Consider the following 15,900-nt stretch of genomic DNA (forward strand, 5'->3'; position numbering starts at 1 on the left):
ATAAATTTTCTAAAAGAAAATAATAATTCCCTACCTCTTTTTTTTGTTGTCCTAGCAAAAATTCTAGGAAGCAGCCTCTTTAACCTCTAGGTCACCAGAGGTTTCAAACACTACCTCGTTTTCACACATGTTTATTATTATTATCGTCTCGCTATTAAATTTAGTGCCGCAGATGCCTTTGGCCACCCAACGTAAAAAGCCATATGGGTTATTAGTGCAATAATTTCTTTTTCAGTCACTCCATTCTTTTTTGCCAACTGCAGATGAAAAGGCATTTGTTCGGTGTTGCCAATACTGATTAAAGCGGAAAGTGTACTTAAACTTCTTTCTTTTGAGGTTAAAGTCGGGTCTCTCCACACTTCTCCAAATAAAATATTTTCTCCATATTTCACAAAGTCAGGAGCAAGATCTCTCATTTCTTCCATCAGCTTAGACTCAATGCGATTATTCATTCTATTTTCCCTCCTTTGGATTCACCATTTGTGCGATTCCTTGCCCAAATGACCAGTTTTCAAGGGGTGTCTCGTTTAATGTAATAAAAATATTATTTGTAGAAATATTCAAGTGAGTGGAAAGTTCCTCAGCAATAGATTGATACAGCTTCTTTTTCTGCTGAATCGTTCTCCCCTGCCCACATGTAATGGAGATATAAATCATTTGATCTGTCCTTTTTCCCCCATTTTCTAAGAGATACTGTAAGTCATAGAAAAAATGCTGAGGTGGATATGGTAAAAATAGTTGAAAATAATCGTCTTTTGGAATGTGAAAATGTTGGATTAAAGACTGATGAATACAATTGCTTACTTTTTTTAATTCCTTATCGTTTAATTGACATTCTGGATAATAAACGTTAACAAATGGCATCGATCATCTTCCTTTCTATATTCAGTGTACTTCCACACTCTTCATTTGTATAATTGAAAACATGTCTAATAATTATCGAAAAAACCGATAGAGATGGGGTTAGGAAGTGGAAATTAAAGAATTAACGACGTTTAAAACAATTGTGGCAGAAGGAACGTTTTCACTTGCAGCAAAAAAATTGAATTACGCTCAATCTACCGTCACTGCTCATATTAAAAAGTTAGAAAAAGATCTTGGATTTCTTTTATTTGAACGAGGCTGGGAAGCAAAGAGGAAAAAGGAACAATCAAAATAGGCTTATCAGAATCGATTGCTCAAAGGTTGATGCCAGCTATATTAAGCTATTTAAATGACGAAAAACCTTACATACACTGCGATTTCACCATTGGAAACACGGCACTTTTATCAGAACTATTACGTCAAGATAAACTAGACTTTGCTGTTTGCGGACAGAACACAAACCTTTCGGGCGTAACTTTTACTCCGCTTGGTAAAGAACAAATTGAATTTATCGTTAATACGCCTAACCATCCGCTGCTACAGCAAAAATCAGTTGAAATAGCTGATATTATTCACTATCCCATTTTAATAGGAGAAAATAGCTGCTATTACTATCAATCCGTCAACCACTTTTTATCCGAGAATAATTTAGCCTTTAAACAAGTCTACAACTGCAGTGCCCTGCACCTCATTCCAGAAATGATGTTTGAATATGCAGTAGGAATTATCCCTAGTGGTACTAGTTTAAAACCAACTAATATCCCGTTTAAAGTACAAGGGTTTGACCCTGAGATGCCTATAGGATTATTAATGTCTGTTGAAAAAAGAACCTATTTGAGTCAGACAAAAAAGAATGTTGTAGAGGTAATTAAATCTTCGTTATCGTAGATCAACACTTACGTAGAATAACGTATTCACCTAAAAAAACCCTCTGCTCTGGAAGCAAAGGATTTTTTATAGTTATAAAGAGTTTGATCCCTTTTACAGATTAATATAATACTCATCCACTATCTCTATCATGAGCATAGTTTTTTGATAAGCTGTCTTTAAAATCTTGAGGAAGCTTCATATTTCTAAAGTTTAAGCCAATTAAATCTTCAACATCTTCATTTAAATACGACCATTTAGATGGTGATTTCATTAAATGGTCTAACAAAACAGATTCATTAAAACCTATGACACATATATCTAAGCTCCGCTCTCCCCATATCGCCCACTTCTTAGAAGAAGAAAACCATACAATTTTTTCTGAATGATAGTATGGAGCATCCGCAGGGTAGTCCTCCGGTCCAATTTCTAGGACAGTCCTATACTCTTCACTTGATAAAGAAGCAGGAAGCTTCAAGTAATTAAAATAGCCAAACTCTTTATAAAAATAATTTGTGGGATGTGGATCTAAAACCGCAACTGTAACTTCCTTTTCACTAAAGATTTTTGTTAAATATTGTACAGTAGGCCAAAACTCCTCACACATGCCCCAGTAGAACTCTTCAAATAAGTAATAATCACACCTTTGGTTAAATACTTGATGGGGCAATTCCTTATTTGTGTTGAAGATATTTTTTAGATTTTTATTAGCGGATTGAAATTCTTTGATATCTTTAATAAAGAAATTTGTGGCCTTCACAGTATAGCCTCCTTCTTTTACTAACTGGGCTTGATATTTTCAACCTTACATCTTAGTTCATAAACTTGCATAATTAAAGGGTGCACGTCCGAATTGTACTTTAAAGCTTCCAGCGTCCTTTTCCCTAACCTTCTATCTACTAATGCAAGAGCTTGAGAAATAACGTTCCCAGAATTTAATGCTCGATCAATGGATAGCTGAGGATACTGGATGAAGGCGTTATAAACATGATCAACGTTAAAAACACCTCTATGTTCTAGAATACTTGCAGTGTAGTCCATATCATTTACCTTCCCAATGAATTCCGGGAAACATTCAAATAAACACTCTGGAAAGGGTTTGCTTGTTTTTCTCTTCACTTCCTCCCAAAGTTTATCATGTTCCATTAAATATTCTGCTGAAGAAGCATTAAAAATTTCCTTCTTATCTAGAGTAATCCAAATACGTGCCTGTTCTCCAAGAGAAACGTTATATTTAGTGAAATGAATACTCAATCTATACTTCAACTTATCACAGAATAAATTCTCCATATTTTTCTTTACTTTCGTCCACTTCATGCTATTTTTGTACTCCTATTCCCTAAAATTATACGATTTCGCTTCTAGAAACATATTATACAAAATATGCCTAGTTCAAATTGTTTTTCTTCATATATAGAACATACTTCATCGTTCTAGACAATAAAAAGAGCATCTAACTATTCGTTCAGATGCTCTTTTTATTCATTTCTTTCTCCTTCCATTAAGAAAAAACGCCATTATAGTGTAATTTTACACTATAATGGCGTTTTTTTGAATATTTTTAAATTAATAAATGTAATTGAGTTTCCAGAAAAGTATTTATGTAAATTAGCTTTGTATATAGTACCCATCGTTATATTTTAATCTTGAGATAAATAAATCCAGTTCATTTCATCAAATTCTTCAATAATATAATTTGAACCTATATCCTTTAAAATTTTATTGAAAAATTTTATATTGACGTCATGATCATACAAATCTTCTTGAATGTATTCCGTAATAATAAAATTCGTTAAATTTGTATTATTAACAAAATCTGAAAAGAACGATTTTAGAAAAAGTGACTCTTCTTCACTTAATTTTTCATCATTGATTAATGAAATCCTAAACACATTTAAAATCGCGTTAATATCTTCTTCCTCCATATAACATAATGGATCTAGCTTTTTATCTTCTTCTGTAAATGGCTTTCTCGTGTCTTCAATAACTACATAAGAAAAGATTGTTCCGTTTTTTGACACTCGAAAAATTTCCAAATCCCGCAATTTTATAATTCTATTAAACGATATCATAAGGTCCTCCTACCCAAATAAGAATTCAGGATATTTTAATAAAGTAGATACTGTTAAACCTAACGAGCATAGGATTCAGTTTACAGTAAAATCATCTTGTGTGCTGGTAATTAGAGGGCAAGGCTTATCGGCCGCCTGCGGAAAGCAACGTCTTGCACGGAAATCAACCGCGGTGTAACAAGCCATTCGCTCATGCATTCCATTCGTTCGTCTGTAGATTGTATTGATTTATTTATGTCTCATTCTCTTTTTATTTTAATATATATAAAGCGTAATCCTCTTCATTCGAAAACCCAAGTTTATTGGCTAGTGCTTTCGAGGCTTTATTGTGATTATCGCAATCCCAAGCAGGCATAACGTTCTTTTCCAAACATTTATTTATAAACGCCTGGCCCACTATCTTTCCTAAACCTTGTCCTCTATAGTTAGGGTTAGTCACAATATCAATTTCAGCTATGGTTCCACTATGAAAAATGGACACACATTCAGCGATAATCTTTTCTCTATGGATTAGACAAACTCCTAATCCGTTTTTCAGAAAATTACTCTCTGATCCCCAGTACTCCACTATATATGATTCATTGAAATTCTCACTTTTCCTTAAAGAATCAGCGTTAAAATCTTGTAACTCATAGGGATTGGACAAGCTGTACGTAGAATGCACTTTTGAAGGAAGAAACCTATACTTAGAACGTTTCATTTTCTTTACATACGTTTTGAAAGTTTCGTCAAAAACAGTTTCCCAGTCAGTGGATGGAGTAAAAACCGTAAACCGTTTCTCCTTATCATACACGTTCTCAACAAAATAACGATAGAGAAAGTTATTAAATACCTCGTCATTCCCTTGTCCAAATACATAATAGTCACCTGCACGTATTCTAAGAAATCCTGATGATGGACTCATCATATCATTTACGTACACAGCTCCTGGAATAACATGATTAACGACAGAAAAAGCAAATGTAGGAGTCTTAAATGACGCTTCTAACATGTTATTTATCTTGTAATAATCTTTTGGTTCTAAACAATGCATTTGATTTCCCCCTTAATAAATATCACTGTCTTCATTATATAAGTGCATGCATAAATTTAGTTATCATAATGTGCTTTATCGATACAAAAACAGCCCGACGAATAATTAAAATAAAGGTTAATTACTCTTTTTCAAGAGAGCTAACTCAAAAAAATTTCATATAGAAGTTTGTTATAATAAAGATTGTTAAAAGCAAGGAGGAGTATATAAGTGCAAATAAGAAAACTTGAAAGACAGTCATTTTATGCCGGATGTCAATTCGTAGATATAGAAGATCAAGCAAATGAACACGCCTTGCCTCTCCTTATTATGTATCCTACATATAAAGAAGAACAAGTTGAAAAGATAGGACCTTACACGATAAGCGCTGCGCAAGATGCTCCGCTTTCAAATGGATCATTTCCTTTAGTCATTATTTCTCATGGAGATGGAAGCACGCCTCTTGCTTATCGAACCATTGCTCAGTTTTTAGCACGTAATGGTTTTATTGTAGGGATACCGCAGCATCTCTTTAATAATCGAGAGGATAATACGCTATCTGGAACAATAGATAACCTAAAAAATCGGCCTATCCATATACGTACTGTAATTGATTGGTTTTTAAAAGAAAGTTCCTTTTCTCCATCCATTAAATCAAATAATATTTCTCTTATTGGCCATTCAATGGGAGGATATACGGCTCTTGCTGTAGCAGGTGGAGTTCCCACTTCTTTTCCTTCTGAATCTCCTGATCAAAAGCCTTATTGTTTATCTATTACTCATGATAAGCGGGTTCAATCACTTATTCTTTTAGCGCCAGCCGCCGGATGGTTCAGGGAAAAAGGCGCTCTTGAAGACGTGAATATACCTATTTTAATGATTACAGGCGAAAAAGATACGATTACTCCTTCTTTTCACGGGGAATTTGTGTTAAATGGGGTTTCTGATTCGGAAAAAGTTCAGCATATAGCTGTAAAAAACGGAGGGCATTTTTCATTTCTCAGCCCATTTCCCGACTTTATGAAATCTCCTTCTTTCCCCCCTTCTCAGGACCCGGCAGGCTTTAATCGCAAGGAGTTTCATGAGGACCTTCAAAACACTATATTGAACTTTTTATTACGTCCTTTTTAACAGATTAGTGAGTTGTACCACCTTTTCTTTTGAAGCAATTATATCTAGAAAGAGCAGTTAAAATCTCTTAGAAACTGATGAGCTTCTAAGGGATTTTTATTTCCTATAAGGTCCATGATGCTAGTCTCCTTCTTTCTTTTTAAAAAGAAGCCAGTATTTAGAAAAAAATATTTTTAAATTCAAAAAACATAACACGCGATCTTATTAATCTGTAATAATTAAGAAATAAAGAGATATAGAAAAAGTGCTGCCTATTGAATTGATACTTTTGCTCTTTTACAAAACAAAAGGGGGATTTACAATATGGCTTTAAAAAAAGGTCAGCTAAGCGGACATGTATTTTTGTCTAAACTTATTACACAGTACGCAATGATTCATGAAAAAACGGTAGGTCCCGTAGCTGAAGAATATATTAAACAAATTGGTATTCGTACTGGAGAATGGATGGAAGACTTTTATAGCGATAAGCATGAAAAGTGGACGGTAGAAGAATATGCAGAAGTTATAATTGACCTTAAAAATTCAATTGGAGGTCACTTTGAAATTGTGTCCGTTTATCCAGACCATGTGGTTGTAAGCGCTACTCAATGTCCATTTGGTGACGTCGTACAGGATGCTCCTCATTTATGTAAGATGACGTCTAGTGTGTTTGGAGGAATTGCAGCTCGTAAATTTGGCTATGGAAAAGTGAGCTTGCGTCAGCGTATTGCTCTTGGTCATCCAATGTGTGAAGTTGCTATATATTTTACAAAGCACAGTGAAGAAAATGGAGATGTGTATGAAGATCTTCCTATTACCCCTTCTTATGGTAACCCTTTCAATTGGGAAGAGGAAACGATTCATATGCTTAATCAAGAACTTCGAAGAAGCGATGAAATGATTGAAACCCTTCTTGCGGAATTAGAAGAATTACGTAAATAGCATTGTATTACCACACTTAACTATTAAGACATTTTGTTCTAGTTACAGAAGCAAAACAAGATGTATAAAACAAAGAGCAGCCTTTAATTAAAGGTTTGCTCTTTGTTTTCATCAATCATTTTAGTTATTATGGTAAGCAGAAAAAATAAAGTAAAAGTTATTATAGCTATTTAGGGACTTTATTTGTAATCTTATGCTTAAGAATCAGATGCGTCACCCTAAAGAATCCTTGGAGCGATCAGAATGCCTTTGTTAATTGCATGAACTGATAAAAAAGAAGCGCCCTCCGGCAACTTCTTTTCGCTTTTCCTATTCATACGTCAGATTTTCACTTACAAAATAATCATTTATATTTAGTCTTTTAAAAATGACAGCAGCGCTTCGTTAAATTCGTGTGCATGCGTGGCATTTAAGCCGTGTGGACCGCCTTTTATTAAAGCTAACTTGGAACCAGAAATGGCTTCATGCGTTCGCTTTCCGCTATATTCGAATGGAACAATTTCGTCTGCATCACCGTGAATAATAAGAGTAGGTATTGTAAACTTGGCTAGATCGTCTCTGAAATCCGTTTTGCTGAAAGCAGCTATACAGTCTAGCGTCCCTTTAGGCGATGCGGCGGCTGCAATATCGCGGTTGTAAAGTCGAAATGGTTCGCTGACTAAGTCATTTCCGTCTTCAACCCCAAAAAATGTTTTTGTAAAATCATCAAGGAAAGCTAAGCGATCATTTTTTACGCCGTTTTCAAATTCTTGGATTCCTGCATCATCTAATGCTCCTTCAGGATGATCTTCTGACTTATAAAGAAATGGTGGTACAGCTCCTGCAAATACAGCTTTTTCTACTCTATCTGTTCCGTAAGTTCCTACATAACGAGCTACTTCTCCGCCGCCCATTGAAAACCCGACTAGTGTCACATTTGTTAAATCCAAATGTTCTAGCAGCTGATGTAAATCAGCAGCAAATGTTTCATAATCGTAGCCGTCCCATGGCTGAGAAGACTTTCCGAACCCTCGGCGGTCATACGTTATAACTCTGTATCCAGCCTCAACAAGAGCCGGAACTTGATATTCCCAAGACCGTCCGCTTAGCGGCCAGCCGTGAATTAAGACAACCGGCTTTCCTGTCCCGTGATCCTCGTAGTATAGTTCAATAGGTGCTTCATTTTCTGTTCCTAAATTAATTTTTGCCATTTCGCTACCTCCAGTATATAGTCGTTCTTTATTTGGTTAAGTGGTCGTAAACCTAGCGTAGATAATAAAAAAGATGGCTAACTCTCCTATGATGAGGGTGTTCGGGACGACTAAAAGTAAGTTAATAATAAAAAACACAGCTAAAATCCCTAAAAACAAGCCTAAATGATACACTTTCAAACGATGTTCTTCGAATCTATACTGGTGAAAAACAAGAGTGGTTGCCATGAAGTAAAGCAGCACGGATCCGAATACAAAATATAAGCTGAATGTGTACTGAACTTCATGTAAAAACATGAGCTTAATCGATGCTGCAATCATGCTTAGAGACATGAGGATAAGTAAATGTCCGTAAATAATCGTTTGTCCGGCTCTTTGAATAGACTTGTTCACTTTCTTTTCTACGTTCTCAAAGTACTGCCACCACATGGCGATGATCAGGACAAATGAAATAACCGAAAATAAAATGGTATTCCAGTCCCCTTTTTGTGGCTGTATCACAGCAAGAATGCTGACAACGGATTCTCCAAACAAAATTAATGTTAGTAACGCAAAGCGTTCTAACAAATGAGCCGTGTTGGTCGGTAATTTCGCCAGTCGCTTATGTCCTAAAATAGGTAAAATCATGTCCACTGCAATTCCTGTATATAACACGGCGTAGCGGACCCATGAATCAAAAAAGAGCGACAGAAGCGAGATAACAATCCCAATTCCAAAGCATGTTCCTAAAAACACAGCAACTTTTTTTCTCTCACTCTGTTCAAATTTTTGGACAATAAGATATTGAATCGAGGTTAACGCTCTTAGCCCGATATAGCCAATCAAAAAAGACACGTAATATTGATCAAAATCTATGGACAAGCTTGAGATCATGATAAGAACAAACAGCATTTGAAGAATCATAAAGATGCGCTGGTGCAAAAAATCTTGTCCAAATCGATTGATAAACATCGTTTGTCCCGTCCACGCCCACCATATCGGAATAAAGATCAGTACAAACTTTAACAAATACTCTCCATGAATATACCCTTGTTCAACGTGAAGCAAAACATGCGTAGCAGTCGCAACGGCTGCCACAAATAACAAATCATAAAAAAGCTCCAGCCACGTAACTTTTTTTTCTTCCACTACTCCGCATCCCTTCCTATCATCTATCAAGCTGTCGTTAATATACTTTATTTTATATACAAGAGACGCATATTTCATGACAGGTAGCGTAGTAAAAGATAGGTGAGCCAGCTGTTCATCAGTCGGCTCACCTATCTAACAATTACTTTTATGTCGTTACGTTTTCTCCGTCACATAAATGATCCACAGATGCCATTCTACTTTCATGTCTTATATGTAAAGAGAACGACCTTTAGCATGCTCATGCTATGTTATTAGACACTCTGCTTGCTGAAATCGCGCTGAGCTCCTCTATAGCTGCCCATTAAGTTTTGATAACCAGGAAGATGACTAGAAATTAAATTGCCAAAACCTTCAACGTCGTTGCGCCAGTCACGCTGCAGCTCGCACGCTACGCTAAACCAGTTCATAAGCTGTGCGCCCCCGTGAGCCATACGAGTTAATGCTGCATCTGCGACTTGCTTATTAAACGTTCCGGAAGCATCCGTCACAACAAACACTTCGTAGCCTGCTTTAATGGCAGAAAGTGCAGGAAAAGCAACGCAGACATCTGTCACTACACCGGCGATAATTAGCTGTTTTTTCCCGGTCGCTTTAATGGCTTTAACAAACTCTTCGTTGTCCCACGCGTTAATTTGTCCAGGACGAGCTATTTTTGGCGCATTAGGAAACAGATCAACGAGTTCTTGCATGAGCGGGCCGTTGGGTCCATTTTCAAAGCTAGTTGTTAAAATAACCGGTAAATCAAAGAATTTAGCCGTATCACCAAGAGCTAATACGTTGTTTTTAAATTCATCAACACCATAGTCACGTACAAGGCCAGAAATAAGCCCCGTTTGGTGGTCAACTAAAAGCACGGCAGCATCATCTTTTGAAAGGCGAGAGTAAAGATCAGACATTTTATAATCCTCCTTAAATTAAGGCAAGTAAGGATACATGTACCTCTTCCATTCCTTACAAGCGGTCTATAATTTGAACGGTTTTTTGGATTTCATTTATGATCTGTTAGGTAAAACATGTATAGAAAGAAAAGCTATTTCTGAGGTGAAGGTTCGTGAGGTGTGTTCTTTCTCTTAATCTAGAACAGGAACAGGCGCTTGATCAACCCAATGAATGAACTGCTGTAGGTAGCGCTGAAGATAACGTTTTGTTGATTCATCGGTTAGTACTTTTTGTTGAGCATCAATTTTTTCATGAACTTGCGAAATCAGCATTTTTTGAAATGGTAAAACGTTGACTTGCATAGCTTCCAGTACTTCTCTCGTTTGCATTTGAGCAAAAGCCGTACCGAAGCCTCCTGGAGTTGCTCCAATTAGGCCAACTGGTTTTCTGTTTAAAACAGAAGAGGTCCGAGGTCTTGATGCCCAGTCCAAGGCATTTTTTAACACTCCGGGAATTCCTGAATTGTACTCTGGACTAACTATAATAACGCCGTCAACATCTTGAATCGCAGCTCTAAAGGATGCGACAGATTCTGGTGATCCGTCAGCTTCTAAATCTTCATTAAAAAAAGGCAGGCTGCTTATTTCAATCCAGCGATATTGAGCTGAGTCATCTAATGTAGTCAATGACTCAGCAATCATTCGGTTATACGAATTCTTTCGTAAGCTTCCACAAATAAGACCAATAGTTTTCGTCATCTATTCACCTCCTTACTTGGAATTAATTTCATATTACCACGGTGTTTCAAATATAGATATTAGTTTTATATATAGATAAATTAATTCCTTCTTTATACCTAATTCGGGATTGAACTAGCGTTTTACTATTACTAAAAGAATTCTTTTAGTAAAATTTAGTCTAATTCTCTCACTTCAAAAGGAATCAAAGCTCTTTCAATTTGATCTCGATGGGTTTCGTACTGTTCAGGCAGCATGAGTTTTTCTCCCATTGTTTCAAGTGACTCATCATGAGCAAAGCCTGGAGGATCTGTTGCAATTTCAAATAGAATTTCTCCGTGCTCCTTAAAATAAATCGCATTAAAGTAATTTCGATCTCGAACAGCCGTTACTCCGTATCCGCTGTCGGCTACGTATTTCTGCCATTCTAATTGATCTTCATCATCTTTTGCTCGCCATGCAATATGGTGAACCGTTCCAACGCCCATTTGCCCGCGTCCAATGGTTGTTAATTTTAAATCAATCACATTTCCAATGTCAGCTGATGATTGAAAACGTATAAAATCTCCTTCTTGCCCTACTTTTTGTAGACCCATTACGCTTTCTAATAACTGAGCTGTTTCATGAGGCTTAACAGATAATAACGTAGCCCCTCCGAATCCTTTAATAGCCACTTCAGGTTTAATTTCACCGACTTGCCACGTATTCTTTTCTCCTTTTTCTCTTTCCACAATCTCTAGATGTAAACCATGAGGGTCGTCAAACTCTAAATACTGTTCTCCAAATCGCTCCATCTTTGTAGCTGGAACCCCAAACTTAGCTAATCGCTGTTCCCAAAAGTCCATCGCACCTTTTGGCACCACATAGGAAGTTACGCCAACTTGCCCGTCACCTATTTTTCCTTGTCGTGCATTTGCCCACGGGAAGAATGTAATAATCGTTCCAGGTTTTCCCCCTTCATTCCCAAAGTAAAGATGATAAGTTCCTGGATCATCAAAGTTTACCGTTTGTTTGACCAAGCGTAATCCTAACACGCCCGCATAGAAATCAACATTTTCTTGAGGATGACCTACAATCGCCGTGATATGATGAATACCCGCTGCTTTTTTACTCATTACTACCATCTCCTTCGATACATTTTTCGTCATATGTTTCGTTATCCCTCTTAAAATTACAACTATTTATCATAAATATCTCGAATTCGAGATATTGGTCAAAAAATAAAAGCGTCTTTCTTATTCAACCCATTTTCTCTTTTAGAAAATAAACGTATCTAGTGCATAATAACCTGGTCCTGCAATTGCTACACCGATTGCTACAACTAAAAGCGTAAGGTTATATTCATACCCATTTTGTGTTGCCCAGTATCCATTCGGACCGTGTACTTTCACAATCGCCATGACCATTGTTCCGGCAATCAAAAGCGCTCCTAGCGGTGTAAGAAGTCCTGCAGCAAATAAAGCTCCGCCTACTAGCTCGGATAATCCAGCCATTAACGCCATTCTAACACCTGGCTTCATTCCGATGGATTCAAACCAGCCACCCGTTCCTTTTAAGCCGTGGCCGCCAAACCATCCAAATAATTTCTGAGTTCCATGTGCCATAAAAGATAATCCAATAACTAAACGTATTAACAATAAACCAATGCTCACCATTTTTTATTCCTCCTATTTTTTCATCACTTTAAAATCTCGAATTAAAATATCTTTAATTAAGGATAATTATAAAATCATATGGTTCCCCTGTCAACATAAATTTTTATATTTTTTTGTAGTTAGCTGAAACGCTTAACGACGTATTAAAAACATATTCATGATTTTATATGGATATGAGCACGGGAACGGAAAATATAAAAGCTAAATTGTATTATTTATTGAATAAAAAAAGAAGTCACCCCTTGGTAACTTCTTTTCCTCTTCTACTATGCATGTATCGTTCAATAAGCAGATACTGCAGTTATCACCCCATTTATAAAAGGGATATCTACATCACTTGAATTAGTATCATTTTGTTCCTAATTTATCAATTAATTTAAGCGTATCATTATATAGACTTAATTGATGTCGGTGGGACTCTAATTCAGGTGGGATACGGATTTGTAAAGGAATTGAAGACAGATCCAGTAAATCCAGAGATGATTTGTTTATAGCCCCATTTTCTAAGTTTTGATTAGCTTGTTTTGTGACGTATTCTCCTAATACTTGTAGTTGAACAGCCCATTTTTGCCGATCAACTGTGGGTAGAGAATTCGTTTCGGACCAGTCATTAAATGTAGTGAGCACACCTGAAATATAGATGTAGCCATGCTTCAGTTGAAAAAGGAATTGTTCGTTTTGTTTTAACTGCTGCTTTTTATTTCTGCCAAATGGGTTCAACCTTAAACTCTTCTCTGCTTTTTCGAATTCCTTTTCAACCTGATGAAGTTCCTGAAGCAGGTTAGTTGTATCATCTATTAAATTTTCTCCCTCAACGAATTCGCAGTTATTGTTTACCCAATAAGCCGCCTTTTTAAATAATTGTCCAAGGTCTATTCCAAATTGGGTCAAGGTTCTGCGAGCTTCTTTTACGTAATTTGGAGGAACAATTATGATATGGATTATAATAGCGACAAGAGCTCCTATGATCGTGTCTCTTATTCGATCAGAGACATAATAATTTGTTTTATGAACGAATACAAAAACTAATAAAATGGTAAGAGCAATTTGATGAATGATCGTCTTATGTAGCCTTAGTACAACAGGAAGCACCATTCCCATTGTTAATAATAATCCTATTGTCCACCCGTTTACTTCTAAATGTTTAATGATAAAAATCGTAGCAGCAATTCCAAAAAGAGTGCCGATAATTCGATAAAAAGCATACACAGCAGAATGCTGGATGGTTTCTTGAATAGAAAGAATCACGGTTAAAGGCGCCAAATAAGGATGTTTAGAGCCTAACATTTTTGCCAGTTCCCACGATACACCCGAAGCTATAGATATTTTGGCTATAAGTATTAATCCTTTTATTAGTTCGAGCTTTTGCTTTCCCTTATTTATATCCATAAAAACTCCTTTATTTAAAAAGTGCTCTTCTACACCTATGTATGTAAGCCAACTTACAGTCACTTCCTGCCGTTACTTACTATTGACTGGAGAACGTATGACTGGAGAACGTAACTTTATTACAAACAAAGCCGTTTTCATATATAAGAGTTGATTGGATAAGACCCTTCTCTTAAAACACATACTTGCTGTTTAGCTATCCTTCAACCCATCTATTTATCCCGCAATTTATGTACTACGCTTTCTATATGTTTCACCGCTTGGTATACACCATTTTCCGATTGAATGATGCTTTTTATTTGTTGAGCGTTTTCAATATACTCTTTATTTTCTACTTGTTCTAACGCCTGAACCAATTCGAATACCTGGAGATTTTTTTCTTGTAACGGCTTTAGTGAATACCCTTTTTTATAGAGGAGATTTGCCCAAAACGGTTGATCCACTGTAAACGGAACGATAATTTGTGGTACGCCACTCAGTAAAGCTTCAGACATTGTTCCAACACCTCCATGATGAATAATGCCTTTAGCACGTTTAAATAAAAGTCTATGGGGTGCTTGGTCAACGGCGAGTATATTCTCTTGTTGATTAAACTTCATACCGCTTGTTCCTGTTAACACTATTGCGCGATTGTCCGTCTCCTCTAATGCCTGAACCAACTTTTGTTTAAAAATTGATGGACTCTTTAAAGGCATAGAACTAAATGATACTACAATAGGCTTCTTTCCTTTTTCTAGAAAGTTTTCTATTTGATTGGGTAGCACCTCTTCCTCTACATCTAAAAAGAAAAACCCTGGTAGAAATACAGAACCTTTCCAACTCTCTACTTCTTTGAAAAGAAAAGGACTAATCGAATAAAGTATAGGAATAGGTGCACCGTTTACGTCATATGTGTAAAGTCCGGCTTTTCTCTTTGGGAATTTTAACGTTTTTTCTCTAAAATCGTTAATTTCTTTCATAAAAGGGTATTCACTGAATTTTATTAGCTTGTAGGATAATTTATTTAATGTAGAGCCAAAGCTTTTTTTTGACGATAAAGAGAAATTTGGGAACTCTGTAATTGGGTACATAATTGGAACGGGCGGTAAGCAAATGCAAGGAATATGATAGTACACAGCAATATCAACCGCACCAAGAGCCTTAGGATGATAAATGATTAGATCTGCTCCTTGGGAAGCCTGATAAAAATCATCCATACTTTTTCTGTAGGATGGAGCAATTTTTTCTTTTAAAAACTTCATTATCTTAAAAGGTGAAAACCTTTTACCATTAAGTATATCTCTTCCTTCCTCGCTCTCCATTATTGCCATCAAATCAGTAGAAGCGGGATGAAAAGAAACCCTATTTTCTTCAATAAAACGTTGAAACGTCGCACCTGTACAAATAACTACTTCATGCCCATTCTTAATCATTTCTCGAGCAAGTGCAATATAAGGCTGTACATCTCCTCTACTGCCTAACGTTAAAATTGCTACTTTCATAAATTTCACCCCCACAATAAATAATAACTTAATTTTTGTGTTTTGCTGCAACTATATTTTAGCTTATGTATGAATTTTTCTTATTTATTTAATTTTTGATTTCGTTAAGTTAAATGATAATGTCTTACGATTTGCGATAGTTCTTGCATTCACAGATAATTTAATCTTTGCATAGGTAATAAGGCAGATTAACCCCTTTGTTGAATATAAAATTACTCACCCTTTAAAAATTGCAAGATTTATAGTTTTTAGTTTGATTGCTATAGCCAACTTATACTGGATAAAATTTTGAAACAGAGTCTTTATATTCTCATGTCTTCTTTTTATCATAATTTATATATCAATTAAGATTGGGGCGTTATGAAAAAGAGAATATAGATCGCAAAAAAAGAAAAACTTATTTCTGTTTTAAAAGACATTTATTCCAGGCTTAGTCTATTGAAATGATTATAAGGTTGTAAAAGCTCTATCCTTACTGAATAGCTGGTATAAAAGACGTTTTTTTATTCCTTATTAAGGGAATCAAAATAGAGAAATTGAAATAGGTAAATGCAAATAGCAATTTGAAATA

At 35.9% G+C, this 15,900-nt stretch carries 16 protein-coding genes and 1 pseudogene; 3 read left to right on the top strand and 14 right to left on the bottom strand.

All coding sequences use genetic code 11. The features are described from left to right. Positions 1-140 precede the first annotated feature (140 nt). A complete protein-coding gene (locus ACFX4G_RS23700; protein WP_377577372.1) occupies positions 141-452 on the bottom strand; it encodes a carboxymuconolactone decarboxylase family protein in 312 nt (103 codons plus the stop codon). A 1-nt stretch (position 453) separates the two neighbouring features. Then, positions 454-864, bottom strand: a complete 411-nt coding sequence (locus ACFX4G_RS23705) for a tautomerase family protein (RefSeq protein WP_097823031.1) — start codon at positions 862-864, stop codon at positions 454-456. Positions 865-970: 106 nt separating this feature from the next. Here ACFX4G_RS23705 and ACFX4G_RS23710 point away from each other — a divergent pair. After that, positions 971-1,752, top strand: a pseudogene (locus ACFX4G_RS23710) (LysR family transcriptional regulator). Positions 1,753-1,864: 112 nt separating this feature from the next. Here ACFX4G_RS23710 and ACFX4G_RS23715 read toward each other — a convergent pair. From ACFX4G_RS23715 to ACFX4G_RS23730, 4 genes are all read right to left on the bottom strand, one after another. Further along, entirely contained in the window at positions 1,865-2,491 is a 627-nt protein-coding gene (locus ACFX4G_RS23715; RefSeq protein WP_237074262.1) for a hypothetical protein, read from the bottom strand. Positions 2,492-2,511: 20 nt separating this feature from the next. Next, positions 2,512-3,048 carry an SF0329 family protein gene (locus ACFX4G_RS23720; protein ID WP_097823034.1) on the bottom strand — a complete coding sequence of 179 codons (537 nt, stop codon included), beginning with the start codon at positions 3,046-3,048 and terminating at the stop codon, positions 2,512-2,514. Positions 3,049-3,371: 323 nt separating this feature from the next. After that, positions 3,372-3,803: a terpene synthase gene (locus tag ACFX4G_RS23725; RefSeq protein WP_098332779.1), complete on the bottom strand. Its 432-nt coding sequence runs from the start codon at positions 3,801-3,803 to the stop codon at positions 3,372-3,374. 250 nt (positions 3,804-4,053) lie between these two features. Further along, positions 4,054-4,836 (bottom strand): GNAT family N-acetyltransferase, encoded by a 783-nt coding sequence (locus ACFX4G_RS23730; RefSeq protein ID WP_377577377.1) that lies wholly within the window; start codon positions 4,834-4,836, stop codon positions 4,054-4,056. A 210-nt stretch (positions 4,837-5,046) separates the two neighbouring features. On the opposite strand from ACFX4G_RS23730, the gene ACFX4G_RS23735 reads away from it, so the two are divergent. Continuing rightward, positions 5,047-5,946: an alpha/beta hydrolase family protein gene (locus ACFX4G_RS23735; RefSeq protein WP_377577380.1), complete on the top strand. Its 900-nt coding sequence runs from the start codon at positions 5,047-5,049 to the stop codon at positions 5,944-5,946. 303 nt (positions 5,947-6,249) lie between these two features. Next, a complete protein-coding gene (locus tag ACFX4G_RS23740) occupies positions 6,250-6,867 on the top strand; it encodes a methanogen output domain 1-containing protein (RefSeq protein WP_043980926.1) in 618 nt (205 codons plus the stop codon). A 353-nt stretch (positions 6,868-7,220) separates the two neighbouring features. Here the strand turns inward: ACFX4G_RS23740 and ACFX4G_RS23745 are convergent, their stop codons facing one another. From ACFX4G_RS23745 to ACFX4G_RS23780, 8 genes are all read right to left on the bottom strand, one after another. Beyond that, positions 7,221-8,057, bottom strand: coding sequence for an alpha/beta fold hydrolase (locus tag ACFX4G_RS23745; RefSeq protein ID WP_377577383.1), 837 nt, complete (start codon positions 8,055-8,057; stop codon positions 7,221-7,223). A gap of 36 nt (positions 8,058-8,093) precedes the next feature. Next, the gene (locus ACFX4G_RS23750; protein WP_377577386.1) at positions 8,094-9,185 is read right to left on the bottom strand and encodes a low temperature requirement protein A; all 1,092 of its coding nucleotides are present in this window, start codon (positions 9,183-9,185) and stop codon (positions 8,094-8,096) included. 254 nt (positions 9,186-9,439) lie between these two features. Beyond that, positions 9,440-10,084, bottom strand: a complete 645-nt coding sequence (gene ycaC, locus ACFX4G_RS23755; RefSeq protein WP_025753100.1) for an isochorismate family cysteine hydrolase YcaC — start codon at positions 10,082-10,084, stop codon at positions 9,440-9,442. Positions 10,085-10,258: 174 nt separating this feature from the next. Then, positions 10,259-10,825, bottom strand: a complete 567-nt coding sequence (locus ACFX4G_RS23760) for an NADPH-dependent FMN reductase (protein ID WP_377577389.1) — start codon at positions 10,823-10,825, stop codon at positions 10,259-10,261. Between the two features lie 155 nt (positions 10,826-10,980). Next, on the bottom strand, positions 10,981-11,919 hold the full coding sequence (locus ACFX4G_RS23765) for a ring-cleaving dioxygenase (protein WP_377577392.1): 939 nt from the start codon (positions 11,917-11,919) through the stop codon (positions 10,981-10,983). Positions 11,920-12,060: 141 nt separating this feature from the next. Further along, positions 12,061-12,459: a DoxX family protein gene (locus ACFX4G_RS23770; RefSeq protein WP_013084346.1), complete on the bottom strand. Its 399-nt coding sequence runs from the start codon at positions 12,457-12,459 to the stop codon at positions 12,061-12,063. Between the two features lie 348 nt (positions 12,460-12,807). Beyond that, entirely contained in the window at positions 12,808-13,848 is a 1,041-nt protein-coding gene (locus ACFX4G_RS23775) for an FUSC family protein (RefSeq protein WP_377577395.1), read from the bottom strand. A 212-nt stretch (positions 13,849-14,060) separates the two neighbouring features. Beyond that, positions 14,061-15,329, bottom strand: a complete 1,269-nt coding sequence (locus ACFX4G_RS23780) for a glycosyltransferase (RefSeq protein ID WP_377577398.1) — start codon at positions 15,327-15,329, stop codon at positions 14,061-14,063. Positions 15,330-15,900: the final 571 nt, after the last annotated feature.

The organism is Priestia sp. YIM B13486 (assembly GCF_042787865.1).
Classification (GTDB): Bacteria; Bacillota; Bacilli; order Bacillales; family Bacillaceae_H; genus Priestia; species Priestia megaterium.

Bases quoted from the DNA above. Each gene is read 5' to 3' on its own strand.
- ACFX4G_RS23700 (WP_377577372.1), bottom strand. From the start codon at position 452: ATGAATAATCGCATTGAGTCTAAGCTGATGGAAGAAATGAGAGATCTT.
- ACFX4G_RS23705 (WP_097823031.1), bottom strand. From the start codon at position 864: ATGCCATTTGTTAACGTTTATTATCCAGAATGTCAATTAAACGATAAG.
- ACFX4G_RS23720 (WP_097823034.1), bottom strand. From the start codon at position 3,048: ATGAAGTGGACGAAAGTAAAGAAAAATATGGAGAATTTATTCTGTGAT.
- ACFX4G_RS23725 (WP_098332779.1), bottom strand. From the start codon at position 3,803: ATGATATCGTTTAATAGAATTATAAAATTGCGGGATTTGGAAATTTTT.
- ACFX4G_RS23730 (WP_377577377.1), bottom strand. From the start codon at position 4,836: ATGCATTGTTTAGAACCAAAAGATTATTACAAGATAAATAACATGTTA.
- ACFX4G_RS23740 (WP_043980926.1), top strand. From the start codon at position 6,250: ATGGCTTTAAAAAAAGGTCAGCTAAGCGGACATGTATTTTTGTCTAAA.
- ACFX4G_RS23745 (WP_377577383.1), bottom strand. From the start codon at position 8,057: ATGGCAAAAATTAATTTAGGAACAGAAAATGAAGCACCTATTGAACTA.
- ycaC (WP_025753100.1), bottom strand. From the start codon at position 10,084: ATGTCTGATCTTTACTCTCGCCTTTCAAAAGATGATGCTGCCGTGCTT.
- ACFX4G_RS23760 (WP_377577389.1), bottom strand. From the start codon at position 10,825: ATGACGAAAACTATTGGTCTTATTTGTGGAAGCTTACGAAAGAATTCG.
- ACFX4G_RS23765 (WP_377577392.1), bottom strand. From the start codon at position 11,919: ATGAGTAAAAAAGCAGCGGGTATTCATCATATCACGGCGATTGTAGGT.
- ACFX4G_RS23770 (WP_013084346.1), bottom strand. From the start codon at position 12,459: ATGGTGAGCATTGGTTTATTGTTAATACGTTTAGTTATTGGATTATCT.
- ACFX4G_RS23775 (WP_377577395.1), bottom strand. From the start codon at position 13,848: ATGGATATAAATAAGGGAAAGCAAAAGCTCGAACTAATAAAAGGATTA.
- ACFX4G_RS23780 (WP_377577398.1), bottom strand. From the start codon at position 15,329: ATGAAAGTAGCAATTTTAACGTTAGGCAGTAGAGGAGATGTACAGCCT.